The sequence below is a fragment of the Serratia sp. TSA_7 genome, assembly GCF_052692135.1.
Genome location: NZ_JBQZFU010000001.1, coordinates 1,036,132 through 1,062,427, shown reverse-complemented (window position 1 = coordinate 1,062,427; position 26,296 = coordinate 1,036,132). Strand labels below are relative to the sequence as shown.

Genomic DNA, 26,296 nt, shown 5'->3' with positions numbered 1-26,296 from the left:
CGCCTTTCATTGACGAAAGGCGGCATAAACGCTAGCGGTTGATCAAAATGCGGTAGTTAGAAATCCACGTTGACGCCAAGCTGGAAGGTTCTTCCCGGCATGACGGCCAACGCATTGTCGTAGGCATCTTGACGGGTTGAGTCCGTGAGTTCACGGCTGCTCAGGTAATCGCGGTATTTCCTGTCGGTGATGTTATACACGCCGCCGCTCAGTTTCACATTGCGGGCAACCTGCCAATAGGCGGACATATCCACCAGGCCGTAACCCGGCACGCGCAGATATTCCGTGGTGGCGTCGGTGAGCGTACTGCCGCTGGCGTTGTTGTAGCTTTCACGGTTGGTCGCCGTCGCCTGCTTGCCTTTGACGAAGGTTGCCGTTACCGCCGCGCCGTAGCGTTTCGCCGGATCGTCCCACGCCACGCCCACGATGGCTTTCATTGGCGCTACGCTGTCGATATCGACATATTTATCGCCGGAATAGCTGGACTTGGATTTGCCCTGGTTATATCCCAGCGCAAAATTCGCGCTCAGCCCGTTCACCTGCTCAAACCAGGTGCCAAAATTCACCCTGGTGCTGATTTCAGCGCCGTAGATATAGGCTTTATCACGGTTTTCCGCTTGATAAATGGTGTAGATATTGGAAGGCACATTAGCGAACTTGTCCGGGCTGCTGGCCCGTTGATAACGGGTATACGCAATGAAGTTTTTATAGGTGTTGTAGAACAGCGACGTGCGCATTGTCACCCCGTCCACGACGTCTCCCTTCATGCCCCATTCCAGATTGTTGCTGGTCTCAGTGTTCAGATCGGCGTTGCCGATCAACGCATACTGCGCCGTGCCCGCATAGCTGGAGCCGAGATTCCATGAGCCGTACAGCTGGCTGGCGTTCGGGAACTGTGCGCCACGCTTGTACTGCAGATAGGTCATCAGCGCCGGCGTAATATCGTACTCGACGCTGAGAGACGGCAATATCTGGGTGTCGGTGTTGCTTTTGCCGTATAACGTTTCCAGCTCGGACTCCGTCAACACCGTGCTGCCGGTGGTCAGGCTGGTCAGGTTCTGCGGCTTGGTGCTTTGGTGAGCCACGCGCACGCCCGGCACCACGGCAAAACCGTGCCCGTCGAGATCAAATTGGATCTTGTCCTGCACAAAACCGCCCAACGCGTAGCTGCGGCTGTCTGATTCCGGTTGCATGATGGCCGTGAACGCGCTGGGAGCCGGCTCTTCACGGAATGGCCGCTCGGTCTCGGTTAACCTCGCGTTTAACCCTCCGCTCAACGCATGACGCCCCAGCGTTTTGGTTATCAGCGTTTCAAAGCCGTAGGTATTGACGTTGTAGTCGGAGTAAACCCGCTCCATGCTGCCGGTACTGGTGGGCATGTAAGTGTTGTCATGCGCCTGGGTCTGTTGGTAATAGGCTTTTGATGTCAGGGTATCGACGAAATCATTGTACGGTGTCCATTCATCTTTCAGGCTCACTCCCCAACGGCGCGTATTGCTCTGCTGTTGGGCGGTACCCAGGATGGCGCTGCCGGCCGAGTTCCAACTGTCGTAATGGGTATGGTTGACTTTATCGTAGTAATCCACCGTGCCGGTGAGTTTGTGTTCGTCATTTGGCTGCCAGATACCGGACGCCATCAGCGCATTGGAATGCCAGTTGGCCGGGTAAGCCTGGTAAGTGCCACTGTTGTTGCGCGTTTCCTGGCCGTCGCGGCGGCTATAAACGAAAACCCCGCGAAGTTGATCATCGCCCGCAGCTGCGGTAATGCCGTTGTGCCAACTGCGGTTGGACGAGTCGTAATCGCTCTGGTAACCAAAGTAAGTCTGTTTGGACGGCGACAGGTACTGATCTGCCGACTTCGGCGAAAACGAAACAGCGCCGCCGATAGACGTATTGCTACGTTCAATCGAGGTCGCTCCCGATTCGATCTCCACCTGGCCGTACATGTAAGGGTCAATATAGTCCCTGCCGATGCCAAAGGTGTTAAGGCCGGCTCGGCTGACATAGCTGCGCCCGGTGGCGTCTGGCTGCGGAATGCCGTCGACATCCAGGCCGACGCGATTGCTCTCCAGGCCGCGAATGTTATACCCGGTGTAGCCGCTGCGATCGAAACCGCTTTTGCCCGAGGACGATCCCCCACTGACGCCCGTGGCGCTAATCAGCGGTTCATAACGCATGATCGAACCGAAATCATTTCCCCCTTTTTTCTGCATGTCTTGCGCGCTAATCGTGGTTATTGTCCCGGCCTTTTTCTCAATCACGGGCGCGACAACCGTTATTTCCTCTTCATTTTGCGTGGTCTTTTCTAATGGCGTTTTATTTATTTCAGCATTAGCGTTAAGGGAACTGCCGATCAACGTCCCCCACAGGATGGAATGCCCGATAATTCCCTGGTAATTAAAAGTTTTGCACATGTATTAACCCTGCAATAATTATTGGTATTTGCTCGCAGTTGCTTCGCCCCGGTAATTAATCGGGATCAAGGGTATTAACGAAAATTAACAATTTTATAAGAATGGTCTTTCTGCGTAGACTTAATAAAAGCATGTTAATGATAATGCTTATCATAAGCAATATCATTAAAACCCTATTATTTGCATTGGTGAGAGATTTCCTAACCGCTTACGAAATCCTTACAAAGCGGTTCAGGCAGTCAGTGTGCGAAAGGAGCGTCATAAGGGGAGCGAATAAAACCATAAGAGAACGGTGGGCATAACCCACCGCATGAGGCTTAAACAATAAAGTCCGTGGCGGCATTCGCCTGTCCGACGATGTGCACCAGGAAGTCCGGCCCGGCATTGCCATGGATATTCAGGGCTAACTCGCTCAAATGAGTTTGCGCGTTGTAAGACAACAATGCCTCTCCCGCCTGGCCGCTGAGGTTCTCAACGAAATGAATAAAGTCGTTGCCTTTATCGCCATGGTTAAAGAAGGAAAGATCGATTTTGTCGATACCGGTCTCAAAGTCCAGGATCTTGTCAGGCGATGTATAAGGTGAATCACTCACGGCGGCGAAAACGAAAATATCCTTTCCGCTGCCCCCTGAGAGTTGATCTTGCCCACCTCCGCCATAAATAACGTCATTACCGGCGCCGCCCTTGATAATATTGGCGGCGTTATTGCCGACAATCACATCATTGCCCGAACCGCCGATGGCATTTTCAATGGTGACGCCCGCCGCGATGGAAATATTGCCCTTCAAACCGCCGACATCGGAAAACGATCCGGCGGTCAGGTTGATGCGCTGATCCTGAGAATAACCCGAGAAATCAAGCGTATCCTTGCCGCCCCCATCCCATACCGAGAAAACCAGCTTCTGGCTGCTGTCATTCGCCGTATAGAAGTCTCTGCCGGTATTGGAATGGAATCCATAAACGCTATCCCCGGCGCGGGTGCTGGTATTGGCGCCATACAGATACTGAATCGCGGCGATATCGTCAACCAGTGGCGCAGCGGCATAATGGCCGCCGTTATCGCCGCCGGTGTAGGATTCATTCCAATAGCTCATCACGCTGAATTGGCGAGTGTCTTCGGCATAGGTTGGAACTGACTTGTAGGTGGCTCCATCACCGGCATTATAATCGCCGGGGTGATCCAACCCCAGGGTATGCCCAATTTCGTGGGTGAACGTCAGCCGGCCATAGTTGCCTAAATCAGGGTACAGGTTGGCGTAAACGCCGTCTCCGGTATCGGCGACATCATAATTGACGTTATACCAACTCTGCCCTGCGACATGCTGTCCGCTGTAGTCGTTGCCTGCTTGCGTAAAGGGCTTAATCGCATAAGCCTGGCCCGTCCCTTCGTAATTGCCGAAGGTAATATCGGATTTATGGCCTGGGGCCACCTCGACAAAGGTAATGTTCGCCACGTCCGCCCAGGATTGCAGCGAAAGCTTGGCCTGCGCCTGTTGCTCGGCAGTAAACGCGCTCAAGCCTGTCTCGCGGTCATCTGCTCTGAAAAAGACGGAATTTAAATTAGTCTGATTATAATCCCAGTCAGGGAAGGAATAGGTGACCGTCGCGCCCTGGCCGGTAATATGCACACCATTCCAGGTCTGCTCACTGCGGGCTATTTGCTGGCCTGCCTCCCCCACATCAAAAGAAGGCTTATTATTGACGTTTAAACCATTACCTCTGTGGTGCTCATTCAGTAAATCATTAACGCTATCCCAACCGCTTGCTTTTCCATTCAGGGAAGTTTCCATGACGTTCTCCAATAGGTAGATTTATTTCCGACATATATAATTCAATTTCGATATAAAACACCGATTAAACTCTTCACTACAGCATTTAAATGCTAGTACGATTTGTGGATAGCTCAATATATAGTGCGAAAATAACCAAAAATGGACGATAACCCCATAGAACACGTACTGAGTGAAAGGGAATTACCCGTCATAAAATGCCCTGCCTTTCTGGAAGGAACCCATCCCCGTACAGGGTGCCGCGCTTGCCTTCTGCCGGGCGTCCTGAGCTATACTGTGCGCCTCTTTTGGTAACAAACTCAGATGACTATGGAACGCTTTATAGAAAACGCTATGTATGCCTCGCGCTGGCTGCTGGCACCGGTTTACTTTGGCTTGTCGCTGGCGCTGGTGGCGCTGTCGATCAAATTCTTCCAGGAGATAGTGCATGTTCTGCCGAACATCTTCTCCATAACCGAAGGGGATCTGGTGCTCACCCTGCTTTCGCTGATCGACATGGCGCTGGTGGGTGGCCTGTTGGTCATGGTGATGTTCTCGGGCTATGAAAACTTTGTTTCGCAGTTGGATATCAGCGAACATAAAGAAAAGTTGAGCTGGCTGGGGAAAATGGACGCCACCTCTCTGAAGAGCAAGGTAGCCGCATCCATTGTCGCTATCTCTTCCATTCACCTGTTGCGGGTGTTTATGGATGCCAAGAACGTGCCGGACAATAAGCTGATGTGGTATGTGATTATCCACCTCACCTTCGTGCTTTCCGCTTTCCTGATGGGCTACCTCGATAAAATAACGCGTGAGAAGCGCTGATTGACCGATCTGGCCGTCATCACTCTGATGGCGGCTAATCTTCCCCTCCATTAAAAATGATTATCCATCAATCTGTTGGATGCTAATTTCAATCGTCAATTTTAGGTTACGTTGTCACAAAGTGGCGTTTAATGCCCGACCTGGCGATTTTCAGTTAGTGCATATGATGATAATAACATTATAATGCTATTACATTCCCGCCGGGCACATAAGCCACCGCTGGCCGAGCTTCGTCCCGCTGACAGGATCCAAAATCAATCATGCCGCTGAATGGAAATCCACTACAGTACCAGGATGTTCAATCTATCCTGCCACACCGGTTCCCCTGTCTGCTGGTCGACCGCATTCTGCCCGCCGGCACGTCGATTTCTGAAGGGCGCTTGAGCGCCATCAAAAACATTACCGCCAATGAGCCGACCTTTTGGACCGGCCACCACCAGACCACCGTTTTCCCCGGTATCCTGATGGTGGAAGCCCTGGCGCAGAGTACCGGCCTGCTGGCTCACTACTTTCTCGGCCCGCTGTCAGAAGGCGAGCATTATTACTTTGCGTCCATCCAACGCGCCCGTTTCTACCGCTCGGCCCAACCCGGCGACCAATTGCGCATGGACGTCGCCTTTGTCCGGCAACGATCCGGCATTGCCCGTTTTTCCGGGATGGCGACGGTCAATGGCCGCCGCATCTGTACGGCCGAATTTATGTGCGCCCGTAAATAAGCCCCCCGTTTTCTAAAGGAGCCAAAGCGAAGCTACCATGTCTATTGTTGATAAGTTGCTAAATAGCCTTGATTTTTCTCCCCGTGGACAGGTCATCGCCCGGGAGGAAGACCATTGCGGTGAAATTATCGTTTCTGACCACAAAGACTACCGTACCCTGCGTTTCGACGGCATTTGCGAGCAGAGCAAAATGTGCATCAGCGCGCCGCAGGTGCCGGTGCACAACTACATAAAAACCATGCTGATGGCGGTGGCCTGGCAGCCGCCTTCGGCGGCGCTGATCCTCGGTCTTGGGGGCGGCAGCCTGGTGCGGGCATTGCATGCCTATGATCCCAACATGCTGCTGGACGTGGTGGAACTGCGCCCGGCGGTGGTGTCTGTCGCCCGCCGTTATTTCACCCTGCCCGCCGATGAAACGGTCACCTTGCACACCGCCGATGCCGCCGATTTTTTACAGGCTCCCGCCACTCGGCAATATGATCTGATATTTTCCGATCTTTACAGCGCCTTCGCGATGGACCCGCAACAGGGCACGCGAAATTTTCTGGAGCAATGCGCCGGTCGCCTTTCGCCTCAGGGTTGGTTGGTACTGAATTATCATGAGGTGCCCGATGACAGCACGCTGCTGTATCACAGCTTGCACTGCGCGTTTAAAACCGTTCTTTACTGCGTGGCACCCAGCGGCAACGTCATTATTTACGCTACACCGGTTCATGTTGAGACGCCGCTCAGCCTGCTGCGCCGCCTTTCCGCCGCCGTCGGTCCGACCTTTGGCTGTGATTTAGGTTTTCTGTCGCGCAAAATTGAGCGGCTGTATTTTAACTGAAAAGCTGCGCCTATCCGTGCTACAGGTGAGGAGCATGCAGAGCACCTGTCTCAGGCTTGGGGTGTAGCGGCATTAAACACAGTTATTTAGAAGATGCGGGTCGGATAGCCGATTACCCAGCATGCCATTATCATTTGATTATCATCCTCTGGAGGAATCCTCATGGAAAAGAAAACGGCACGACTGACGATACTCATCGATCCGGATAAGAAAAAAGCCCTTGAAGAGCTGTGCCTGCAACAGGACGTCACCCCGTCTCAGGTGATCCGGCAACTGATACGGGACTACTTGCACAAACATCAGGTGGAATACCCCAGTCAACCGACCCATTCCAATCCCCGGGTAGATAACACCTGACCCGAGGATTGACGCCGGATGGCGCACGGAATGCGCCATCTGCAACCGCCGGGTTCAGCCCTGGCGTCTTCCCGCAGAGAACCCGTGCCGTTTAGCCGCAGCCGCGACGGCCAGTGCGCCCAATAAAAGCGCAAATACAGCCCAGGGGAAAGACGCCGGGCCATACCGATCAAGCAAGATCCCGCCGAAAATGCCGCCACCGGCGATAGCGCTGTTCCAGGTGACCACGTTCATGGCCAGCGCCGCATCCGCACCTTTACCGGCTGCATCCGCCAGAGCGGTCTGCAATAACGTCGCCGCCCCGCCGAAACTCAACCCCCATAGCGCCATGCCGACATAGATCACCCCCGCATTCTGGAGCCCCATGCCCAACAACACGCTGGTGGCGGCAAAGAGCGCGAGGCTGGCCAGCACCGCAGTTCTCAGGTGGCGATCAACCACCCGACCGGTGATCCCGATCCCCACCAGTGCCGCCAACCCGAAAACAAGCAACACCGCATCAACCCGGTCGCCAAGGCCTGCCGGTGTAACAAAAGGCGCAACGTAGGTATACAGGATGTTATGAGCGAACATCCACAGCAGCACCACGCCCAGTACCGATCTGACGCCAGGGGTCATCAACACCCTGTACAGCGGCATCCGTTTTGCTCCCGTCTGCCCCGGATAATCGGGCACCTTTGCCAGCACCCAGACGATTAACGCCAACGTCAACAGCGACATAACGCCAAAGGCTGCACGCCAGCCGACCACAGATCCAAGCCAGGTTCCGAGCGGCACGCCCAGCGACAGCGCTACCGGTGCGCCCACCATCGCCACCGCCATCGCCTTGCCCTGAAGATGAGGCGCCACCATCCGACGCGCATAACCGGCGAGCAGGCTCCAGGCCAGCCCCGCCGCCGCTCCGGCAAAAAAGCGCGCGGTCAGCGTGACCGCAAAGCTGGCCGACATGGCGGTGATCGAGTTAAAAATAAAAAAGCCCGCAATGGTCAACAGCAAAACGTTACGCCGCCGCCAACGCTGCGTGGCAAGCGTCAACGGAATGGCAGCCAATACCGAACCCAGCGCATAGGCGGTGATCATCTGCCCGGCAAGCGATGGCGACACCTGCAAGCCAGGGGCGATCTGGGTCAGCAAACCGGCGGGAAGGGTTTCGGTAGCAATACAAATAAACCCCGTCATGGCCAGTGCCAGCAAGGCGGCTATCGGCAAACGTGGTGCCTCTTCGGGCATCACCCCGGCATTACTGCAGTTGATATTTGTTTGGCTCACAGTTCATCCATTTATATATCGATCGGTATAAATATGGGCGACAGCGATCTGCGCCAGTTTTAGTCGGCTGCATCTCGGTCGCTACGTCACTTGAATTGATTTATGTATCGAGTGGTATAATAATGCTAAGGGGGTATCATCTGAGTGTCAATGATATTTATACCGATCAGTATATAACTTATAAACATGGAGACGACCATGGCACAAATGGGCCGTCCTCGCCGGTTCGACCGCGACGAGGCCATTCAGCAGGCGTTGTATCTGTTTTGGCAGCACGGGTATGAAGCCACTTCTCTGGCTCAGCTTAAGGCGAACATTGGCGGCGGCATTACCGCGCCCAGTTTTTATGCCGCCTTTGGTTCGAAAGAAGCGCTGTTCAGAGAAGCGGTAGCCTGCTATCTCAACAGCTATGGGCGGGTCAATGATGCGCTCTGGGATGACTCCCTGCCCCCCAGAGAAGCGATTGAAACCTCGCTGCGCCGCTCGGTGAAGATGCAGTGTGAGGATCAACACCCCAAGGGGTGCATGGTCGCATTGGGCGTAATGTCAGGCGGTGCTGAGGAGCATTCAGCGGTCCTGAAACCGCTTGCCGATTCGCGCCGGCGTACGCTGAACGGTTTTATTCACTGCGTCAAAAGAGGCATTGCCGGCGGCGAACTGGCCAGGGATACCGACGCTGCCGCCATCGCCGCGTTGTTCGACAGCTTCCTGCTGGGCGTTTCGACGTTGGCACGCGACGGCGTCAGTCACTCGGTGCTCGATAGCGCCGTCACGGCCTTGCTGGCGGTTTGGGACGCAAACGCCGGAGCCTGACAATACCGATGTCGAACAGCGCCGGAGCGCGATCACTGATCCAGGCGTTGCGCCAACAGGCGCAGCTGTTCGGCAATCTGCTTCAAATCCTTGTCATTATGCTCGCGCGGCCCGGTGGAATTGCGGATCACCAACTTTGCCGACAGAATCGATGACGCACGCGACAGCTCGCTCTCGCTGGTGTTGAGCACCTTCCTGACCGCTTCCTTGCCCTGCAAATCCAGATCCAGCGAGACGGTGGTCAGCGCCGGATAGAAGAAGGCGCTTTCGTAAGCATCGTCATAGCCAATCACCGACTTTTGCCCCGGTATCGGCAGCTGGTTCTGATGGAAGGCGCTTAGCAGCCCGAGCGCCATTTGGTCATTCCCCACCAACACCGCCGAGAAATGCGGGGTCTCGCGCAGCATCTGCAATGCGCCGGCGTAACCGCTTTGCGCGTCCCAGTTGCCGTGCAGCACCGTGACCGGCGTCAGGCCATAATCCTGCAGCGCATCCTGCCAGTTCTTCAGCCGCAAATTGGCCGAAATGGAGTATTGCGGCCCAGCCAGCAAGGCAAAGTCGCGGTGCCCCAGCTCGTAAAGGTATTTGACGCTGGCGCGGGTGCCGTCCGCCGGGTTGAAAGAAACGTTAAACACTGAACTGTAAGGGTCAACGTCGAGGAACAGGCAGGTAATGTCATCGTTGTCCGCGGCGATTTTTTCCGCCACCGCCGTCTCCAGCGGTACGTTGATGATGACCTTTTCTACCCGCTGCGACTTGAGATCGTTGATCGAGTCCTGAATGCCATGATTGACGTTCTCATCAATCATTGAAATCAGCACCTGATAGCCTTCCGCATTGGCGTAACGTTTTACCGCCGCCGCCACTTGCGAAGGCGCATGCAGAGCCAGGGAGACGGTGACCAGCCCCAACGTTCGGCTCTGTTTGCCCACCAACTGCTGCGCCAGGCGATTGGGTACATACCTGAGGAGCTCAATAGATTGTTCAACCTTGCGGCGCGTGGTTTCAGAGACATTGGCTGACTTGTTCAACACGCGTGAAACCGTCTGGTAAGACACGCCGGCATGACGGGCAACATCCTCTAACGTGGTGCTTTTCGACTTCATAATCCGTTCCCTGTGATTGCTCTGGACTGATTGTAACAGGCCCCCCCCTCACCGCATAGTTACCCCGATCACATCCATCAAATTTCCAAAAAAGTTATTCGTTCACATATCACGCCTTAGTGATCTCTCTCACTAACCGTTACAAATCCTGCTGTTTTATTTGCACTAAATCACAATAAATCAACAACGCGATTGTTTGTTGTCATGATTAGCCATTCTATTGCCGTGTGGATGTGAACGTAATACAAAAAACATAATGAGGCATACATGAAAACAAGACTACGCACATTGTCTGTCGCTTTGGCGATGGCGCTTTCCTCACCGGTCGCCTTTGCCGTCGAGACCCCTGGGATCGATTTCCATGGCTACCTGCGTTCCGGGGTCGGCGTTTCTCAGGATGGTGGATTAGAAGAATGGCAGAAAAACAAAATTGGCCGCCTGGGCAACGAATCCGATACCTACGGTGAAATCGAACTGGGCAGTGAAGTCTACAAAAAGAACGACGTCAGCTTCTATCTCGACACTATGGTCAGCATGGTATCGGACGGCTCCAACGACAGCGAAACCACGCTGGGGGATGACGCCGAATTCGGGTTGCGTCAGCTTAATCTGCAAATCAAGGGGCTGATCCCGGGCGACCCGAACGCGGTGATTTGGGGCGGCAAGCGCTACTATCAGCGCCATGACCTGCACATCATAGATACCAAATACTGGAACATATCAGGCGCCGGCGCCGGCGTGGAAAACCTCTCCTTCGGGCCGGGTGCCATCTCCGTCGCCTGGATCCGCGGTGACGGCAACGACGTGGACTACCGTGTCGACAACGATAACGACCTCAACATCAACTATATCGACCTGCGTTATGCCGGCTGGAAGCCGTGGACCGGCGCCTGGACCGAGTTTGGTATCGACTATGCGATGCCGAACCCGACCAACAAGCAAAAAGAGTACGGCGGCCTGTATGACGCGGAAAACGGCGTGATGCTGACCGGCGAGATCAGTCAGGACATGCTGGGCGGCTATAACAAAATGGTGTTGCAGTACGCCACCAAAGGTCTGGCGCAGAACATGGTGTCCCAGGGCGGCGGTTGGTATGACGTCTGGAACGATACCCGCGATGCCACCGGTTATCGGGTGATCAATACCGGGCTGATCCCGATTACCGATAAGTTCTCCCTCAACCACGTGTTGACCTGGGGTTCGGCCAACGACCTCAGCGATGCGATCGACAAAAGTAACCTGATCTCTCTGGTGGGCCGGGCGCAGTACCAGTTCACGCAGTACGTGCGCGGCATTGGCGAAGCCGGCGCTTTCTACCAGAAAGATGACCACAAAGACGGCAGCCACTACAAGCAAGGCGGCGAGAAGTACACGCTGGCGCTGGGGTTGGCGGATGGGCCGGAATTCATGTCCCGCCCTGAATTGCGCGTATATGCCTCCTATCTCAATGATTCGGAGCAAGGCAATTCATTCAAGGACGGCACCGCCAGCAATACCTGGAACTTTGGCGTGCAGGTCGAAGCATGGTGGTAACAGGCATGCCCCAGGGTAAATAACGGCTCCTGGTTTATTGGCAGTACCTTAATTCTCTCATCATTATCTCCTGTGTCTTTGACGACGCTCTCCGGTTGCTGTCGTCCATTGGTAACCACCCAAGGGTGGTTACCAATTATTTTTTATTCCTGATGATTAACCGAAAACCGCTCCGCCAATAATTTACGCAAATTATCTGATTGCTTGCCAAATATCGCGTGAACCTCCTGACCAATAATAATCACCCCCAACGCGCCCGACTGTTGCAAGCCTTCCGTATCGACTTTGGCTAAATCCGTCACCGTCACGCGCAAGCGGGTAATACAGGCATCGACATGCCGGATATTTTCTCGGCCGCCCAGATGCTGCATCAGCGTTTCTAAAAAAGACATATCGACGCTATTATCTTCCACCGGCAATTTCGGGTGCGAGAAATAATGCGTAAAGGCTTTCAAACTGACCATGGTTATTTCCTCATAAGATACAGGCGTAAAAAAACGCCCGTTCGACTGAACGGGCGCAAGGGGAAGAAACTATGCCAACTTGCGGGTCAATATGCGGCAGCCCCAGGGTGCCAGAGCCATTTCGCCCTGCAAGGTACCCGCATCCGACATATCGACATACACCGCCGGCAACTCGACGGTTTTTGCCTTGTCGCTGTAGTTTTGCACGATAATAAACTCGGACTCGCCGTCGGTGCGCCGCTGTGCGGTCACGCCCGGCGGTAATAGGGTGTCCAGCGCGCGCGGCAACGCCAGCTCTTGCGCTATCGCCATAAAGAAATCGCGCTGGAAAGAGGCATCGTTGCGCGAAGCGACGTACCACGCCTTACCGTCGCCAAAGCGGTTGACCGTCAACGCCGGGCGGCCGGCATAGAAATCACCGCCGTAGACCGCCTGCGCGCTGGCGCCTTCCAGGTTGATCAACTCGCACAGGTGGCGCGCCTGATAGCTGCCCTGCAAGCCCAGCTCGTTGCCCGGCACACCGCGAATGCTGTTGGTTTCGTCATCCGTCAGGCTGTCGATCTCCTCTGCCCAGATCCCCAGCAACGGCCGCAGTGGCCCCGGGAAACCGCCCAGATGGCACAGATCGCTTTCATTGACGATGCCGCTCCAGTAGCTGGCGACAAACTCTCCCCCCTGCCGGACAAAGGCTTCTGCCCGCGCGGCAAAGCCTTCGCGCACCATATACAGCATTGGCGCAATCACCAGCTTGTAGCCGGAAAGATCGCAATCGGCGTTGATGATATCCACCGCAATGCCCTGTTCCCAAAACGGACGATAATGATCCACCACCGTCTGCTCGTAATGCAGCCCGGCGTTGCGCGGCCCTTGGGCATCATCCATCGCCCAGCGGCTTTCCCAGTCGAAGATAATCGCCACCTGCGCCTCGACCCGGCTACCGGCGACCGGTGCCATGGCGGCCAGCAATCGGCCCAGTTCGCTCACTTCCTTGCCGACGCGGGTGTCCAGCCGCCCGGAATGGTCAATCACCGCGCCGTGGAATTTCTCCACCGAACCGCGGCTTTTGCGCCACTGGAAGTACTGCACCGAATCCGCACCGTGCGCAACCGCCTGCAGTGAGGAGAGAATATGCATGCCCGGTTTCTTCAGCTTGCTGATCGGCTGCCAGTTGGTGACGCTCGGCGTCGATTCCATCAATACAAAAGGCTTGCCCTGTTTCAGGCTGCGCATCAGGTCATGGAACATGGCGGTATAGCAGGCCAGGCCGGTTTCGTCCTGCCGGTTATGCCACATCGGGTAGCTGTCCCAGGAGATGAAATCGATGACTTTCGACATCTGCCAGTAATCGTAATCGTAGAAATATTCCATAAAATTGGTGGTGGCCGGCAAGTCCGGATTGGCCGCCTTCAGCGGCGCAATTTCCTGCGCGCAGAAATCGGTGGCCTGGGTGCTGCAAAAACGCCGCCAGTCCAGGTTCAGACCGTGAATCGACACCTCGCCCTGCGGCGCAGGCGATTCAATCTGTGACCAGTCGCTGTAGGTATGGCTCCAGAAATCGCTCCACCAGGCCTCGTTCAATTGCTCCAGCGTCTGATAACGCTGCTGCAGCCACACGCGGAAATCACTCTGGCAACGGCTGCAATGGCACTCGCCGCTGTATTCGTTGGAAATATGCCAGCCAATCACCGCCGGGTGGTGCGCATAGCGCTGAGCCAACGCCAGGTTGATCTCATTCACCTTGCGGCGGTACACCGGGGATGACAGGCAATGGTTGTGTCGACCGCCGTGCAACGCCGGTACCCGATTGCGCCCTACACGCAACACCTCCGGGTATTTCTGCGACAACCACGCCGGGCGCGCGCCGCTTGGCGTAGCCAAAAATACGTGAATGCCCTGCTCATATAACTTATTCAGCACCTCGTCCAACCAGGCGAATTGATATTTCCCCTCTTCAGGTTCCAGTTTCGACCAGCTGAATATCCCCACCGACATAATATTGCAGCTAGCCTGCTTCATCAGTTCTACATCTTTCTCCACCATGCCCGGATAATTAACCCATTGTTCCGGATTGTAGTCTGCTCCATGCAATAGGCCAGGCACCTTTGCACTCAAAGGAGGAAATTTATTCATCATAATTCCTTAGAAAATAATCACTGAAATTCTTTATTACGGACGACGCAATTAATTAAATGACTTTAATGAAGGCAACACTTTACCCCGGCAATCGAACAGCGCCTGATTTTCACGCGCGTTGCCATCCTTGCCGGATTCACCGATATATTTCATTCCGGCCGGCGTAGCCCAGCCGGCGCCCGGCACGGCGATCCAGGTCGGTTCCCAATAAAACACGCCTTTGCCACGGTTATCCGGCACGTTAATGATGCTTTGCATCAGATCGCGAATAAAATCGGCCTGCCCCTGAACGGTGCCCGGATACCCCCCATCCTGCGCTTCTTTGGCGGAGAAACTGTTGTCGGTATCGTCGCAATTTTCCAGGCCATAACCGTAAGCGGCCTCAACCACAATCACGTCTTTGTTATAACGCTTGCTGATGTCGTCCATATTGGTTTGCAGCTTTGAGATAGGGCCGTCCCAATAGGTGTACATCGACAAACCTATGACATCGAACGGCACATTGCGCCGGGTTATCTCGTCAAACCACCAGCGGAAAGTGTCATTCTTGGTGCCCTCGGCCAAATGCAGCATGATTTTCACCTGTGAAGGCGAATCGAGGTTTTCCCGCAGCCCGACGATCGCCGCGTTCAGCAACCCGGCCAGGCGATCAAACTCCCCGCCGCCCTGACCCCAGCTTTTGCCTTCCGGCCACAGAATGCCGCCATTAATCTCGTTGCCGATCTGCACCATATCCGGCAACACGCCTTGCTGCTTGAAGCTGGCGATGGTGTCGCGGGTATAATCATGGATCGCCGTTTTCAACTGGTCATAGCTCATTTTGTCCCAGGCTTTAGGCTTGAACTGCTTGCCGGGATCGGTCCAGAAGTCGCTGTAATGGAAATCCAGCAGCAGCTTCATGCCCTGCGCCTTGACGCGCTTGGCCAGCGCCAGCGTGGTGGCGAGATTGTTATTGCCGGCGCCATAAGGTTGGCCTGCGCTGTCTTGCGGATCGACCCACAGGCGCAGACGCACATAGTTCACGCCGTTGTGTTTGAGGATGACCAGCGGATCCTGTTGAACGTTGTTCTGGTCGTAGAACTTGCCGCCGTGCTGCTCCACATCCGCCAGGGTAGAAATATCCACGCCCTTGATAAAGCCGGCCGGAACATTGTTCAGCGGTTTGATGATGACGCTGTCTGCCGCAAACGCCGTGGCGGACAGCAGCCCGGCCGCCAGACACAGGCTTAATAAAGCCGGTTTGAATGTTTTCATCGCATTATCCTTTTGTGCTGCCAGAGGTCAGGCCGGAAACAAAGTACTTTTGCAGGGCCAGGTATAAGATGGCGACCGGCAGCGCGATCAACACCGCTCCCGCCGCGTAAGTGGTGTAGCTGGCGCCCATCTTTTGCGACACCAGGTTATACAGGCCGATGGGCAGCGTATATTGGTCCGGGGTACGCAAAATGGTGCTGGAGAGGATGAAATCCCCCAGCGGGCCGGTAAACGAGAACAGCGCAACCACGGCGATAATCGGCTTGGAAAGCGGCATGATGATTTCGATAAAAATCCGGAAGTTGCCAGCGCCGTCCATCCGGGCGGACTCGTCCAGATCCTTCGGAATCGCATCCAGATAGCCCTTCATCAGATAGGTGTTCATCGGGATCATCCCCGCCACGTAGATCAACACCAGCGCCATATGGCTGTTGATCAGCCCCAGCAGCTGCGACAGCACAAAAATCGCAATCAGCGCCGAGAACTGCGGGATCATCTGCAACAGCAGGAACAACATCAGGCCGTTCTGCCGCCCCTTGAAACGAAAGCGTGAAAATGAATAGGCGGTAAAACTGACGCTGATCAGCGTCAGCACCATGGTCAGGAAGCTGATTTTCATCGAATTCCAATACCAGGTCAGGTAATTGACCTTGCCGTTGAACAAGTCGGCATAGTGCTGAAACGACAGGTTCTCCGGGATGATCGAACTGCTCAACAGGCTGTTGCCGGCATTGAGCGACGCGCCGACGGTCCACACCAGCGGGTAGATAATGATGGCGGACACCAGAATAATCACCAGCCAGGACAGCGATAAACGCACCCACTTCTCTTTCTTGATGCTCTTTGACATTGCTATCCCCTTAGGCCGCGTCGTCGTTCTTGAACGAATTGGTGGCGCGGAACTGCCACAGCGCGATGCCCACCACGAAAATCGACAACAAAATGGTGATGGTGGCGGCGATGGCGTACTGCGAAGACGACATCGTCAGCTTGTAGATCCAGGACACCAGAATATCCGTGCCCCCGGCGTTGGAGCCTGCCACCGCCGGGCCGCCGTTATTGAACAGGTAGATGATATTGAAATTGTTAAAATTGAAGGTGTATTGCGTGATGATGATCGGCGCAATCGAGTAAAGCACCAGCGGCAACGTGATGGTGCGCAGCTTGGTCCAGGTGCTCGCCCCGTCCATGGTCGCGGCTTCGTACAGATCATCCGGGATCGCCTGCAGCACGCCGGTGGTCATGGCGAACACAAACGGGAAGCCCAGCCAGGTCTGCATCATGATCAACGCAGTTTTGGTCCAGAACGGATCGGTCATCCAGGCTTTCGGCGCGATGCCGAAAAACGCCAGAATGGCATTGTTGATCACCCCGAACGAGTCGTTGAACATCCCGGCGAACACCAGAATGGTGACAAAGCCCGGCACCGCCCAAGGCAAAATGAAAATGGTACGGATCAGCGGTTTGAAGCGTAAATCCTTTTGATTGACCAGGATCGCCAACATCACCCCTACCGTGCATTGCAGCGTGGTGGCCAACAGCGTCCAGACCACGGTCCATTGCAGCACGTCAAAGAAGGTGGAACGCCAGATCGACAGCGTGAAGATATTGATAAAGTTCTTGAACCCGACCCAGTCAACCAGCTTGGCCGGCGGCGTGTGATACAGGTTGTAATTGGTAAAGGCGATAGAGAAGCCAAACAAAATGGGGAAGATCACCACGAACACCAACAGGATAAACCCCGGCGTGATCATCAGATAAGGAAAGCCTTCGCTCAGCAGCATCTGGTATTGCTTGCGCACGCTGTTCAGCGCCATGCCGGCATCGCGCTTTCTGCCGTTCACCCAGGCGTCGCGTATCGACAGGCCGTAAATCGCCAGGCCAAAGCCAATCACCAGTACGCTGAGGATCCCTTCCGCCAACAGGAAAATGGAGTTATCGCGTGGCACCTCACTGCCGAGCGTATACAGCCCCCACAGCCCTTCGGTGAGGAACTGCCAGGTCACCCCGACAAAGCTGGTGAGCAGCACCAGAAAGATCAGCCCTTTCGCCCATTGGCGATGATAAAACTGACCAAACCCGGGGATCAGCGCCAATATCAGCGCCCCCACGGAATGGCTGTATCGGCCTCGGTCGGCGGACAACTTTTCACTTGGAGTGACAATCACACACTGCTCCTTCTTGAAAACGGGAGGAGACCTCCCGTTGCTCGGTTACTGGTTGCTGGCCTGCATCGCTTCGATCTGCATTTTGATTTGTTTGACGGCATCGTCCAGCGCCGCTTTTGGCGGTTGTTTGCCGGTCATGCTCAGTTCCAGCGCCGCGTTGGCCGGCCCCCAGACCTCCTGCATTTCCGGAATGCCCGGCATGGCGGTCGCGTGGCTGGCCTGAATGGCTACCGCACTGGCCCTCTCGTCGTTCTTGATCAGCGGATCTTCAATCATCGCCACCAGCGGAGGGATCTCTTTGGTCACCTGATAGCGCGTTTTCACGTAGGCCGGCTGATTGATAAACTCGATGAATTTCTGCGCCAACGCCTTATCTTTGCTCCAGGTGGAGACCACGTAGCCTTTCACGCCCAGGAAAGAGTTCATCGGTTTGCCGTTCGGCAAGGTTGGCAGTGGCGCTACGCCATAGTTGATGCCCGCGTCGGCATAAGGCTGGAAGGCCCACGGGCCGTTGATCACCGCTGCGGCTTTCTTCTCGGTGAACAGGGAATCGATAGCGTTCAACCCGCCATCGCCGATAATGCCCGCCGGGAACAGGCCATCGGCATAGAATTTTTTCAGGTAACTGACGGCTTCAACCGCACCGGAGGTGTTCAGGCCGATATCCAGCGGGTTCAGCCCTCCCTTGCCGTCGTTGCCAAAGATATAACCGCCCATGCCAGCGATCGCGCCGCGGCTGTAATAAATCTGGTCAAACTTGGCCAACAGGCCGTATTTGCCCGCCGCACGCTGCTGTTTGGAGAAGTCGTAATAAGCATCCAGATTAGCCAGCGGCTGCGGCAGCAAATCCTTGTTGTAAATCAGCACCAGCGTTTCTACCGCTTTCGGCACGCCGTACAGCGTTTGATTCATGGTGAACGCGCCGATGGACGGCTTGGTGAACGCGTCGGCTGCAGCCTGATCCAGCTTTATCGGCGATAACAAGCCTTGCACCACCGCCGCACCCACCTGATCGTTAGGGATCACCAGCACATCGGGGCCGATACCGGCCGGGCCGTCCAGCCGCAGCTTTTCAATCTGCTGCGCAAACGGCATTTCCAGCACGTTAACCTTCACGTCGTTCTGTTTTTCGAAATCGGCGATGGCGCCCTTGATGCCGTCGGACTTCTTGATGTCTTCCCAGACGGTAAGCTGTTGGCCTGCCGCTGCGAGGGCGAAACCGGAATATTGACTGGCCGCCAATGTGGCCAGTACCAGAGCAGTGATTGTTTTGGTTTTCATTACCCACCTCATGTGAAGGTATTACATTTTTGTTTTATCACTTTGGGATTAGATGCTTCAGGCCAGGTGCAATGTTCAGTATTACAACGCGTAATGCGATAACCGGGTCATTGTCTCGGCTTGTTATACGCTACGCTGAGAACCGCGCCAACTCTATACAATTATCACCATTGTGTGATCGTTATTGCAGAAATGAAAACCGGTGATATGGCTTGAAATCCAGCGCAGTTATAGTCTTTTCAAGACTTTCTGGCTGTTACGACGATGAGAAAATATTTGTTATACGTATTACATAACAACGATGACAACGGCCAGAAGACGCCCTGACAGGCTTTGCCTATTGATAACTTCCGAGGATCAACAAGATGTCCAGCATAAGACTGAGGAATGTCACCAAGCGTTTTGGTAAAACGGTGACGTTGCACAATATCAACCTTGAGATTAAAGGCGGTGAGTTCGCCGTGTTCGTGGGGCCGTCAGGCTGCGGTAAATCTACGCTGTTGCGCATGATTGCCGGGCTGGAGGAGATCAGCGACGGGGATATCCTGATTGGCGAAGAACGGGTCAACGATGTGGCACCCGCTCACCGGGGCGTAGCCATGGTGTTTCAGTCCTATGCGCTCTACCCGCACATGACCGTCGCCGAAAACATGGGTTATGGATTAAAGGTGAACGGAACGCCGAAAGAAGAGATCCGCCATCAGATTGAGATGGTGGCAAAAACCCTGCAGCTGACCCATCTGCTGGACAGAAAACCCAAACAGCTTTCCGGTGGCCAGCGCCAACGTACCGCTATCGGGCGTGCCATCGTGCGCAATCCCAAAGTCTTCATGTTTGATGAACCGCTTTCCAACCTGGATGCCGAGCTGCGGGTCGATATGCGCTTGCATATCGCCAAGCTGCACCAGGAGCTGAAAACCACCATGGTGTATGTTACCCACGATCAGGTTGAGGCGATGACGCTGGCCGACAAGATTGTGGTCATGAATTACGGCAAGGTGGAACAGATGGGCGCGCCGATGGCGCTGTATTACAACCCGATCAACAAATTCGTCGCCGGGTTTATCGGCTCGCCGAAGATGAACTTTTTGCCGGCCACCGTGGTGAGCTGGACGCCAGAGCTACTGACCGTCTCCATAGGCGCAGACAAAACCCTGGCCCTCGCCCTCTCCACCCTGCAGATCTCTCCCGGCGAGCCGGTGACGCTGGGTATTCGCCCCGAGCACCTGACAACCCACTCAGATTCACCGTTACGCCTGGATTTCCACTGCGAAGTGGTCGAACGGCTCGGCAACAACACCTATCTGTTCGGCCAATGCCACGGCCACGACGGTTTTAAAATGCTGTTGCCCGGCGATGCGAATTTCCGGCCCTATCAAAAATTGCAACCGGGATTCCAGGCACAGCAATGCCTGGTGTTTGATGCCGACGGCGCGCGCATCAGCGCCGATATCGTCATTCCGCAATCCTGAGACGTCGCCACACCCGATAAGAAATCCTGTCGGTCATGCGCTGTGATAGCGAGAGAAACCCGCGATCACAGCGTGCCAAGCCCGGTTATGCCGAGCCGGTGCCACGCTATCGAGCCCGCCCTGTCGCGACGCAGCCGTTCAGCCGCCGCGATGTCTGCGATATCACGCGCACTGCGCATTGAAGCACGCGCATCTTGTTTTTTGAATGATGTTGTCAGGATGTCAGATCATGGCTGTCAGCAAGCAGTTCATGTATTTCCTTTGGCGTTAGCGGCCCGGAAAGAAGCACGCTGACCCAGTGCTCTTTGTTCATATGGTAAGCGGGCAAAATGCCCTCTTTTTTACGCAACGAACCGATATACTCCGGCCTGACTTTCACTTCGAGGACGTCTAACACATCCTCCGTCTTCAGACCCAGCTTTGTACCTGGTACATTCATCACGAGACCGAACCATTTGGCGCCGTCATGATGGCGAAGTACGGCATAGCCCGGCAGCTTGCTCCAGAGATATTCCGGCTCAGATTTAAAATGTTCCCGGGCATAACTGAATAATGTCTCTCTCTTCATCATAATTCCCTTATTTATCCAGATCACCAAAGCGTGCGATACCTGCCTTTCCTGTCCGTGATGCGTTATCAGTATTGCAACATCACCCCGTCAGAACCAGCGACATGTCCGTGTATCTGGCGCACAGGAAATCGACGAAGGCGCGAACCTTTGGTGCCGCAAGCCGCCTGGAGGTATGCAATACCCAAAGTGTTCGCTCTGTGCCCGACACCGTACCCCACTGAACCATTACGACGCCATAAATCTGAACGTTAAGGTGAGATGGCTGACCGATGAAAACGTTTAGCCAGTTTCTTTTGCAGAATGATAACGATAATTGGGAACCCTGATGCGGAAATTCCACATACCGCCAGCAACTTATTCACATTTTGTGGTGCCATGCCATGATCAGGTAATAGAAAAGCGGACAGGAAAAATGCGACGGTTGTAATCAGATACATTATTGATGTCTGTAATGAAGAGAATCCAGCTCGTTGCTTATCATCAGGAAACTGAATCGTAACCGCTGAAGATGAAACCAGACGACTGTAAGATGCACCGAGAAATAAAGTAATAAATAACGCTGCATGCTGATAGCCCAGGATGGGTATTAGCAAGCTCAGTATAAAGACTATGGTTGAACCTGTAGCCAGAATCAAAGCAGAAAAACGGGTGGTTAACACGCCTGTAATTTTTGTAGACAGATAACCTGTAACACCCCCGCCGAAGAACAACCAAGGCAACAGGTCTTGCGAAGCGCCCAATTGCTGGGTCATCAAGGGTACCAGAATAGGAACGACCAGCATTGGACTAAACTGTACAAGCGCATTACTGGAGGCGAACAGTAAAGTATCCACATCGAGAGGCACCGCGTGCTGTGTGTCGAAAGAGACAGGGTCTTTAGGGATGATGGAGACAATCAGTGGTAATGCAAAAAAACACAGTGTACTTATTAACCACAAAGCAACATGCCAACCATAATTTGTGCACAAAAATAATATAGTGGGCATTCCTACAATGCTTACCATCGAAAATGACGCAATCACCGTCGCCAACATTTTTCCACGCAAGTTAGCCGGCGCGTTGTTTATCAATATGCTTGTACCCACCCCCATTGTCGTACCTCCAACCAACCCTGCACAGAATCGTAGTGTAAGCAGAAGACTAAAACTGGAAGTGAATGTAGTCAAAAGCGTCAGTAGGCCTAATAGTGTCATATTGGCGATTAAAAAACGTTTCTTATTGAAATGACCAATCCAGTAAAAGGCGATAACTCCAGAAAGGACTGCAGCAGACGTGTACATACCAGACACATAGCCTGAGAATGATACGGGAACTGCGAAATCTGCTGCCATAAAAGCAAAAACAGGGTTGAACGCCATATATTCCAGCGCATTAGTGAACTGGATAAAAGCCATTACAATGGCTATCCGCATGAGGGCTTTATGATTAAACGTCTGTGGGACCAGTGGCATAGCAAGCAACCTATGGATGAAAGATATCCGAGTTTAACTGCTATCAATGGTGTTCATTACATGGTAAAAATGGCACTTATTATTATCATATATGGGATAATTGATGCGTTCGGCTCTTGATTTTAATACCCTGAAAGTGTTCATTGCGGTGGTTGAAAGAGAAAGTTTTGTTGGGGCATCGAGAGTCCTTGAAATGCCGACATCAAATGTTAGTCGTTGTATTTCTCAGTTAGAAGAAAAACTGAATCTTCAGCTCATTGAGCGCAGCACCCGACATATGAAACTCACCCAGGCAGGGCACCTACTCTATACCCGAGCGAAGCCATTACTGGAGGCGCTTGAGCAAACTGAGACAGAATTAACGTTGCGGCAAATGCAACTCAAGGGCCCATTACGTATCTGTATTCCCAATGAAATAGGTCCTGCATTGCTGGGTTCTGTTGTTGCCGATTTCGCCTGTCAGTACCCGGACCTGGAGATCAGCTGTGTCACAAATTTGTCAGGTTTCGAATCCCTGCGAGATGATCTGGATTTAGCTATCATTATTACCCGTGGTCAGATGGATGACAGTGACTACATAGCCCGTCATCTGGTGACAATCCCTTGCACCATTGTTGCAGCCCCTTCCGTCATTCAGCGTTATGGCACCCCTTCTCATATCCAGCAACTTGAAGAATTACCCTGTATTACAACGGTAAGTGCTCTGAAAGGTGCTCCCTGGCAGTTTGTCAATATAAAGGGGGGATTCGAAACAATTAAGGTTAAAGGGCATTATCGGGTAAACAGCGGAGAGATGGCAGGACGAGCTGCGGTATCAGGTGTCGGTTTTGCAATTCTATCGAAACAAGCCTGCCAACCCTACATTAACGATGGACGGTTAATCGAGGTTGAGTTTGAACAATCGGCAGCCCCATTGCAATTGTTCGCACTTTATTCAGATCGGCGTTACTTGCCCGCTAAAACAAGAGCGCTCATTGATTTCATACATCAGAGATTGAGTCATATACCCTCGACGGATTGTGGTTAAAAACAGGCTTAACGTACAATAATTTTCGATATCCAAACTGCCCCCTGTCTATAGAAGGTTCGTTCACAGTGTTTCCCCGGCTTCACGGCCGGGAAATTCGACATGCTCGAGCCGGGATCTGGCTCGCTTAGCGAGTTTTGGTCGTTCGAAAGGATCTGAATGCTCATTGCACCTGCATATAATTAGCCTGGAATAAATATGACTGTTGATCTATTTTCATCGCTATTTCTTCTGTTAACCTTCCTTTGCATAAATGCCATTAATAAATAAATTCCTAAGCAATAGATTAATTACATTGCTAACAATTACAGTTAATGACAAGCCACCTGCCGCTTTCAAAAAAAGCCGTTTTCCAATACGTTGATTTCATACGTCTAACGCTTGCATTTAACAAAAACGGAACAATCGCATCCTCTTTTTTTGATTATTTAAAAGATTTTTCATCTGTTTTTTTAACGTGGTGATTTGTTTGGTTATCTCGATAGCCACAAAAAAATACTTCATTTATTTTTATGTGTCAGTTGATTTTTTAGTCGCCATTGCTATTGTTGAAGGTGAGTAAATCACCGCTCCCGACCAGCAAATATATTCTATTTTTATACTCACAAGCGTATAAGGATTTGACTATGCCCATTAAAAAATACGTCATTCTTGACAGTAATCCAAAAGCTGTCGGGAATAACGACTTTATTCTGTTAGGTTTGAAAGCCGCCGGTTTCGCCAGAGGTTGCCCCATGTTATTTGGGGGAACCGCAGATGCAAAAGACGGCCCGGTTGACGGCAAAAACTTTGCCTTAAACGTGATAAAAAGAGAAACCTGGGAAGAAACCCTAAAGAATATTGAAGTCAATCAGGTTGTTCGTTATCAGGCTTATCCCAATGATATCAGCGTTTATACCAGCAACGATTTTATCTTCACCGGCCAGGTCACCCTTGGCGGTGAGTTCGCATGGATACGCAAGGTGAGCAAAGGGAAATTAAAAGCCTACTTTCAAAATAAACCTTCCGCCACCAAAGATATGTTTGCTCAAGAACTTTTCAGTATGACCGCGGACCCCAATATCGATCCGACCGAGGGTGAATTTGAAGCCTATCTTGGTTCCGACAGTCTGAGCGCCATTTATTCCTATTGCAAAGCAACCTGTAAATAAATCCGCAGCCCTATTTGTCGCCAATTATTTTATCCGTCGACACTTTCGCACGACAGTGCCAGAATTTTATTGGGTGCCTGATATTATGATTACGCAAAATTATACGCCATATGAAAAGAGTATTGTTCAAGCGGTTATCAACCAGTATAGCAATACCGGCATATTTATTATTGAACCAGGCAATCCATTATTGGTCGATTTTTACGATATCCAACTAAGACTTGCGGGGGTCACTCCGGGTGCTTCGCCGCAATTCTCCCAAGTCTGGCAACAATCGAAACAGAGTAAACGCACCGCAGGCCGGCTGAGCGAGGCCGGCAACGGCTACGCCCAACCGGTCTACAGCATAGTGCGGTTAGACTCCATCGACGGCAGAAGCTATCGCGCAGATGCCATTGGCTCCTTGCCGGTTTCTGCCAGCAATGTGACGCAGACCCTCGGGCTGTTTGACGCCGAGGCGACCAATGTTGGCCAGGTGACATCCAACAAGGCCTACGTTTACACCGCAGATTGCGCAATCACTGCGAATGGCGATTATCCGCAAAGCCAACTCACCGGTGATTTTCCGGTCACGGTCATTTATACCTTCGCGCAGACTATTGACCAAAATACCTTTTATGGCGCGGAAATTATTACTACGCAAAGTTACCCTAAAAGCATTTACAATGATTCACCGCGCAGTCTCTATAACCAGGACGCCATAAAGATTTGTTTAACCCGTGATGCGCCAGACTGCGACTATCGTTATAGCTACGATGGCGACGGTACCGTCAGGGTGCCGATTAAAGGCGCCATCACCTATAACGGAAAAATAGACCTTAATGCCGGCCAGCCGGTAAACGCAAAGAATGTTATTTATCTGATACGCACCCGTGCCGGCGGCGATCCCGTAACGCCTTATGACGATTTAAATATTTTTAACTCGCCCAACACCCAAATTAATGGCGATACCCTCTCCTGGGATCTTAATTGGTTAAAGTTCAAACAGGTTGATTTTGAATCTGGCGAATGGGTTTATTATGTATTCAGAGTCAATCTGAACGTCGAGGGCAGAAACATCGTTGCATTTATTACCAATGCCCCCAAGAACCTTGAACCGGACCAACGTTTTTTAAATACCGCACCGTTAAAACCCATGTGCATTGTTTATGGTTGCCTGGGTGAGAATACAAAAATCCTGATGCAGGATGGCAACGAGAAGATCATTGCCGACATTAGCGCCGGCGAATATATACGAACGCGTAATGGCCATGCACTCAGGATTGATGCCATTACCACCGGGCATGAACGCCATTATGTTGAAATCACTCTGAGAGACAACGGCAATAAAATAAAAAACATCACCGCCAGCCTTGGGCACCCTTTTATCACATCGGCAGGCATTGTCATGGCGCGGGAACTCAATCACGCCAGCCGGGTTATTACGCTGGATGGTGAGGCTGAAATTGTCAGCCTGGTGCAAAAAGAAGGCGACATTAAGGTTTATAACCTGCAATTACCGATAGATACGCCGGTAGACAGGGTGCCTTACGACAATAATACGTTCTATGCCAATGGCATATTGGTCGGCGATAACCTGATGCAAAGGATTTGTGAGGATGAATATCATCGGCGACCGGTCAATATCCTGAGCAAACTGCCTCAAGAATGGCATCAGGATTACCAAAACCATCTCAATCTGGCGGGTAAGTAATAT

22 protein-coding genes are annotated in these 26,296 nt (G+C 52.8%); 10 read left to right on the top strand and 12 right to left on the bottom strand.

Annotated elements, in window-relative coordinates:
- Positions 1–56: 56 nt before the first annotated feature.
- Positions 57–2,414: a TonB-dependent receptor domain-containing protein gene (locus tag ACUTQW_RS05145; RefSeq protein ID WP_006325226.1), complete on the bottom strand. Its 2,358-nt coding sequence runs from the start codon at positions 2,412–2,414 to the stop codon at positions 57–59.
- 317 nt (positions 2,415–2,731) lie between these two features.
- Positions 2,732–4,204 carry a serralysin family metalloprotease gene (locus tag ACUTQW_RS05140; RefSeq protein ID WP_006325225.1) on the bottom strand — a complete coding sequence of 491 codons (1,473 nt, stop codon included), beginning with the start codon at positions 4,202–4,204 and terminating at the stop codon, positions 2,732–2,734.
- Positions 4,205–4,513: 309 nt separating this feature from the next.
- Here ACUTQW_RS05140 and ACUTQW_RS05135 point away from each other — a divergent pair, with 309 nt between their 5' ends.
- The 4 genes from ACUTQW_RS05135 (at position 4,514) to ACUTQW_RS05120 (ending at position 6,907) form a co-directional block, all read left to right on the top strand.
- The gene (locus ACUTQW_RS05135; protein ID WP_006325224.1) at positions 4,514–5,008 is read left to right on the top strand and encodes a TIGR00645 family protein; all 495 of its coding nucleotides are present in this window, start codon (positions 4,514–4,516) and stop codon (positions 5,006–5,008) included.
- A gap of 260 nt (positions 5,009–5,268) precedes the next feature.
- Positions 5,269–5,724, top strand: a complete 456-nt coding sequence (fabZ, locus tag ACUTQW_RS05130) for a 3-hydroxyacyl-ACP dehydratase FabZ (protein WP_004944391.1) — start codon at positions 5,269–5,271, stop codon at positions 5,722–5,724.
- A 37-nt stretch (positions 5,725–5,761) separates the two neighbouring features.
- A complete protein-coding gene (locus tag ACUTQW_RS05125; protein WP_006325223.1) occupies positions 5,762–6,550 on the top strand; it encodes a spermidine synthase in 789 nt (262 codons plus the stop codon).
- A gap of 162 nt (positions 6,551–6,712) precedes the next feature.
- Positions 6,713–6,907, top strand: a complete 195-nt coding sequence (locus tag ACUTQW_RS05120) for a ribbon-helix-helix protein, CopG family (protein ID WP_004944384.1) — start codon at positions 6,713–6,715, stop codon at positions 6,905–6,907.
- Positions 6,908–6,961: 54 nt separating this feature from the next.
- On the opposite strand, the gene ACUTQW_RS05115 is transcribed toward ACUTQW_RS05120, so the two are convergent.
- Positions 6,962–8,176, bottom strand: a complete 1,215-nt coding sequence (locus tag ACUTQW_RS05115) for an MFS transporter (protein ID WP_020439022.1) — start codon at positions 8,174–8,176, stop codon at positions 6,962–6,964.
- Positions 8,177–8,374: 198 nt separating this feature from the next.
- Between ACUTQW_RS05115 and ACUTQW_RS05110 the strand changes: the two genes are divergently transcribed.
- Positions 8,375–8,989 carry a TetR/AcrR family transcriptional regulator gene (locus ACUTQW_RS05110; RefSeq protein ID WP_020439021.1) on the top strand — a complete coding sequence of 205 codons (615 nt, stop codon included), beginning with the start codon at positions 8,375–8,377 and terminating at the stop codon, positions 8,987–8,989.
- A 32-nt stretch (positions 8,990–9,021) separates the two neighbouring features.
- On the opposite strand, the gene ACUTQW_RS05105 is transcribed toward ACUTQW_RS05110, so the two are convergent.
- The gene (locus ACUTQW_RS05105) at positions 9,022–10,095 is read right to left on the bottom strand and encodes a LacI family DNA-binding transcriptional regulator (RefSeq protein ID WP_020439020.1); all 1,074 of its coding nucleotides are present in this window, start codon (positions 10,093–10,095) and stop codon (positions 9,022–9,024) included.
- Positions 10,096–10,362: 267 nt separating this feature from the next.
- On the opposite strand from ACUTQW_RS05105, the gene ACUTQW_RS05100 reads away from it, so the two are divergent.
- A complete protein-coding gene (locus tag ACUTQW_RS05100) occupies positions 10,363–11,628 on the top strand; it encodes a maltoporin (protein ID WP_020439019.1) in 1,266 nt (421 codons plus the stop codon).
- Between the two features lie 143 nt (positions 11,629–11,771).
- Here ACUTQW_RS05100 and ACUTQW_RS05095 read toward each other — a convergent pair whose 3' ends face one another.
- From ACUTQW_RS05095 to ACUTQW_RS05070, 6 genes are all read right to left on the bottom strand, one after another.
- Positions 11,772–12,092, bottom strand: a complete 321-nt coding sequence (locus ACUTQW_RS05095; RefSeq protein ID WP_006318337.1) for a glucose PTS transporter subunit EIIB — start codon at positions 12,090–12,092, stop codon at positions 11,772–11,774.
- Positions 12,093–12,161: 69 nt separating this feature from the next.
- Positions 12,162–14,222, bottom strand: a complete 2,061-nt coding sequence (locus ACUTQW_RS05090; RefSeq protein ID WP_235196182.1) for a beta-galactosidase — start codon at positions 14,220–14,222, stop codon at positions 12,162–12,164.
- A gap of 51 nt (positions 14,223–14,273) precedes the next feature.
- Positions 14,274–15,479: a glycoside hydrolase family 53 protein gene (locus tag ACUTQW_RS05085; RefSeq protein ID WP_235196181.1), complete on the bottom strand. Its 1,206-nt coding sequence runs from the start codon at positions 15,477–15,479 to the stop codon at positions 14,274–14,276.
- Positions 15,480–15,483: 4 nt separating this feature from the next.
- Positions 15,484–16,335: a sugar ABC transporter permease gene (locus ACUTQW_RS05080; protein ID WP_037430937.1), complete on the bottom strand. Its 852-nt coding sequence runs from the start codon at positions 16,333–16,335 to the stop codon at positions 15,484–15,486.
- 4 nt (positions 16,336–16,339) lie between these two features.
- The gene (locus ACUTQW_RS05075) at positions 16,340–17,647 is read right to left on the bottom strand and encodes a carbohydrate ABC transporter permease (protein ID WP_006325200.1); all 1,308 of its coding nucleotides are present in this window, start codon (positions 17,645–17,647) and stop codon (positions 16,340–16,342) included.
- A 45-nt stretch (positions 17,648–17,692) separates the two neighbouring features.
- The gene (locus ACUTQW_RS05070) at positions 17,693–18,928 is read right to left on the bottom strand and encodes an extracellular solute-binding protein (protein ID WP_006325198.1); all 1,236 of its coding nucleotides are present in this window, start codon (positions 18,926–18,928) and stop codon (positions 17,693–17,695) included.
- A gap of 365 nt (positions 18,929–19,293) precedes the next feature.
- Here ACUTQW_RS05070 and ACUTQW_RS05065 point away from each other — a divergent pair, with 365 nt between their 5' ends.
- Positions 19,294–20,400, top strand: a complete 1,107-nt coding sequence (locus ACUTQW_RS05065) for an ABC transporter ATP-binding protein (RefSeq protein WP_004944356.1) — start codon at positions 19,294–19,296, stop codon at positions 20,398–20,400.
- Positions 20,401–20,614: 214 nt separating this feature from the next.
- On the opposite strand, the gene ACUTQW_RS05060 is transcribed toward ACUTQW_RS05065, so the two are convergent.
- Positions 20,615–20,968, bottom strand: a complete 354-nt coding sequence (locus ACUTQW_RS05060) for an MmcQ/YjbR family DNA-binding protein (RefSeq protein WP_064799260.1) — start codon at positions 20,966–20,968, stop codon at positions 20,615–20,617.
- 251 nt (positions 20,969–21,219) lie between these two features.
- Positions 21,220–22,422, bottom strand: coding sequence for an MFS transporter (locus tag ACUTQW_RS05055; protein ID WP_006325196.1), 1,203 nt, complete (start codon positions 22,420–22,422; stop codon positions 21,220–21,222).
- A 103-nt stretch (positions 22,423–22,525) separates the two neighbouring features.
- Here ACUTQW_RS05055 and ACUTQW_RS05050 point away from each other — a divergent pair, with 103 nt between their 5' ends.
- The 3 genes from ACUTQW_RS05050 to ACUTQW_RS05040 all read left to right on the top strand — a co-directional run bounded on the left by ACUTQW_RS05050 (position 22,526) and on the right by ACUTQW_RS05040 (position 26,293).
- Positions 22,526–23,449, top strand: coding sequence for a LysR family transcriptional regulator (locus ACUTQW_RS05050; protein ID WP_020439015.1), 924 nt, complete (start codon positions 22,526–22,528; stop codon positions 23,447–23,449).
- A gap of 626 nt (positions 23,450–24,075) precedes the next feature.
- Positions 24,076–24,600: a hypothetical protein gene (locus ACUTQW_RS05045; RefSeq protein WP_020439014.1), complete on the top strand. Its 525-nt coding sequence runs from the start codon at positions 24,076–24,078 to the stop codon at positions 24,598–24,600.
- A gap of 85 nt (positions 24,601–24,685) precedes the next feature.
- Complete coding sequence (locus ACUTQW_RS05040; RefSeq protein WP_020439013.1) at positions 24,686–26,293, top strand: hypothetical protein; 1,608 nt, start codon at positions 24,686–24,688, stop codon at positions 26,291–26,293.
- Positions 26,294–26,296: the final 3 nt, after the last annotated feature.

Coding starts and splice junctions, on each gene's coding strand:
- ACUTQW_RS05145 (WP_006325226.1), bottom strand. CDS start 2,414: ATGTGCAAAACTTTTAATTACCAGGGAATTATCGGGCATTCCATCCTG.
- ACUTQW_RS05140 (WP_006325225.1), bottom strand. CDS start 4,204: ATGGAAACTTCCCTGAATGGAAAAGCAAGCGGTTGGGATAGCGTTAAT.
- ACUTQW_RS05135 (WP_006325224.1), top strand. CDS start 4,514: ATGGAACGCTTTATAGAAAACGCTATGTATGCCTCGCGCTGGCTGCTG.
- fabZ (WP_004944391.1), top strand. CDS start 5,269: ATGCCGCTGAATGGAAATCCACTACAGTACCAGGATGTTCAATCTATC.
- ACUTQW_RS05125 (WP_006325223.1), top strand. CDS start 5,762: ATGTCTATTGTTGATAAGTTGCTAAATAGCCTTGATTTTTCTCCCCGT.
- ACUTQW_RS05120 (WP_004944384.1), top strand. CDS start 6,713: ATGGAAAAGAAAACGGCACGACTGACGATACTCATCGATCCGGATAAG.
- ACUTQW_RS05110 (WP_020439021.1), top strand. CDS start 8,375: ATGGCACAAATGGGCCGTCCTCGCCGGTTCGACCGCGACGAGGCCATT.
- ACUTQW_RS05105 (WP_020439020.1), bottom strand. CDS start 10,095: ATGAAGTCGAAAAGCACCACGTTAGAGGATGTTGCCCGTCATGCCGGC.
- ACUTQW_RS05100 (WP_020439019.1), top strand. CDS start 10,363: ATGAAAACAAGACTACGCACATTGTCTGTCGCTTTGGCGATGGCGCTT.
- ACUTQW_RS05095 (WP_006318337.1), bottom strand. CDS start 12,092: ATGGTCAGTTTGAAAGCCTTTACGCATTATTTCTCGCACCCGAAATTG.
- ACUTQW_RS05090 (WP_235196182.1), bottom strand. CDS start 14,222: ATGAATAAATTTCCTCCTTTGAGTGCAAAGGTGCCTGGCCTATTGCAT.
- ACUTQW_RS05085 (WP_235196181.1), bottom strand. CDS start 15,479: ATGAAAACATTCAAACCGGCTTTATTAAGCCTGTGTCTGGCGGCCGGG.
- ACUTQW_RS05070 (WP_006325198.1), bottom strand. CDS start 18,928: ATGAAAACCAAAACAATCACTGCTCTGGTACTGGCCACATTGGCGGCC.
- ACUTQW_RS05065 (WP_004944356.1), top strand. CDS start 19,294: ATGTCCAGCATAAGACTGAGGAATGTCACCAAGCGTTTTGGTAAAACG.
- ACUTQW_RS05060 (WP_064799260.1), bottom strand. CDS start 20,968: ATGAAGAGAGAGACATTATTCAGTTATGCCCGGGAACATTTTAAATCT.
- ACUTQW_RS05055 (WP_006325196.1), bottom strand. CDS start 22,422: ATGCCACTGGTCCCACAGACGTTTAATCATAAAGCCCTCATGCGGATA.
- ACUTQW_RS05050 (WP_020439015.1), top strand. CDS start 22,526: ATGCGTTCGGCTCTTGATTTTAATACCCTGAAAGTGTTCATTGCGGTG.
- ACUTQW_RS05045 (WP_020439014.1), top strand. CDS start 24,076: ATGCCCATTAAAAAATACGTCATTCTTGACAGTAATCCAAAAGCTGTC.
- ACUTQW_RS05040 (WP_020439013.1), top strand. CDS start 24,686: ATGATTACGCAAAATTATACGCCATATGAAAAGAGTATTGTTCAAGCG.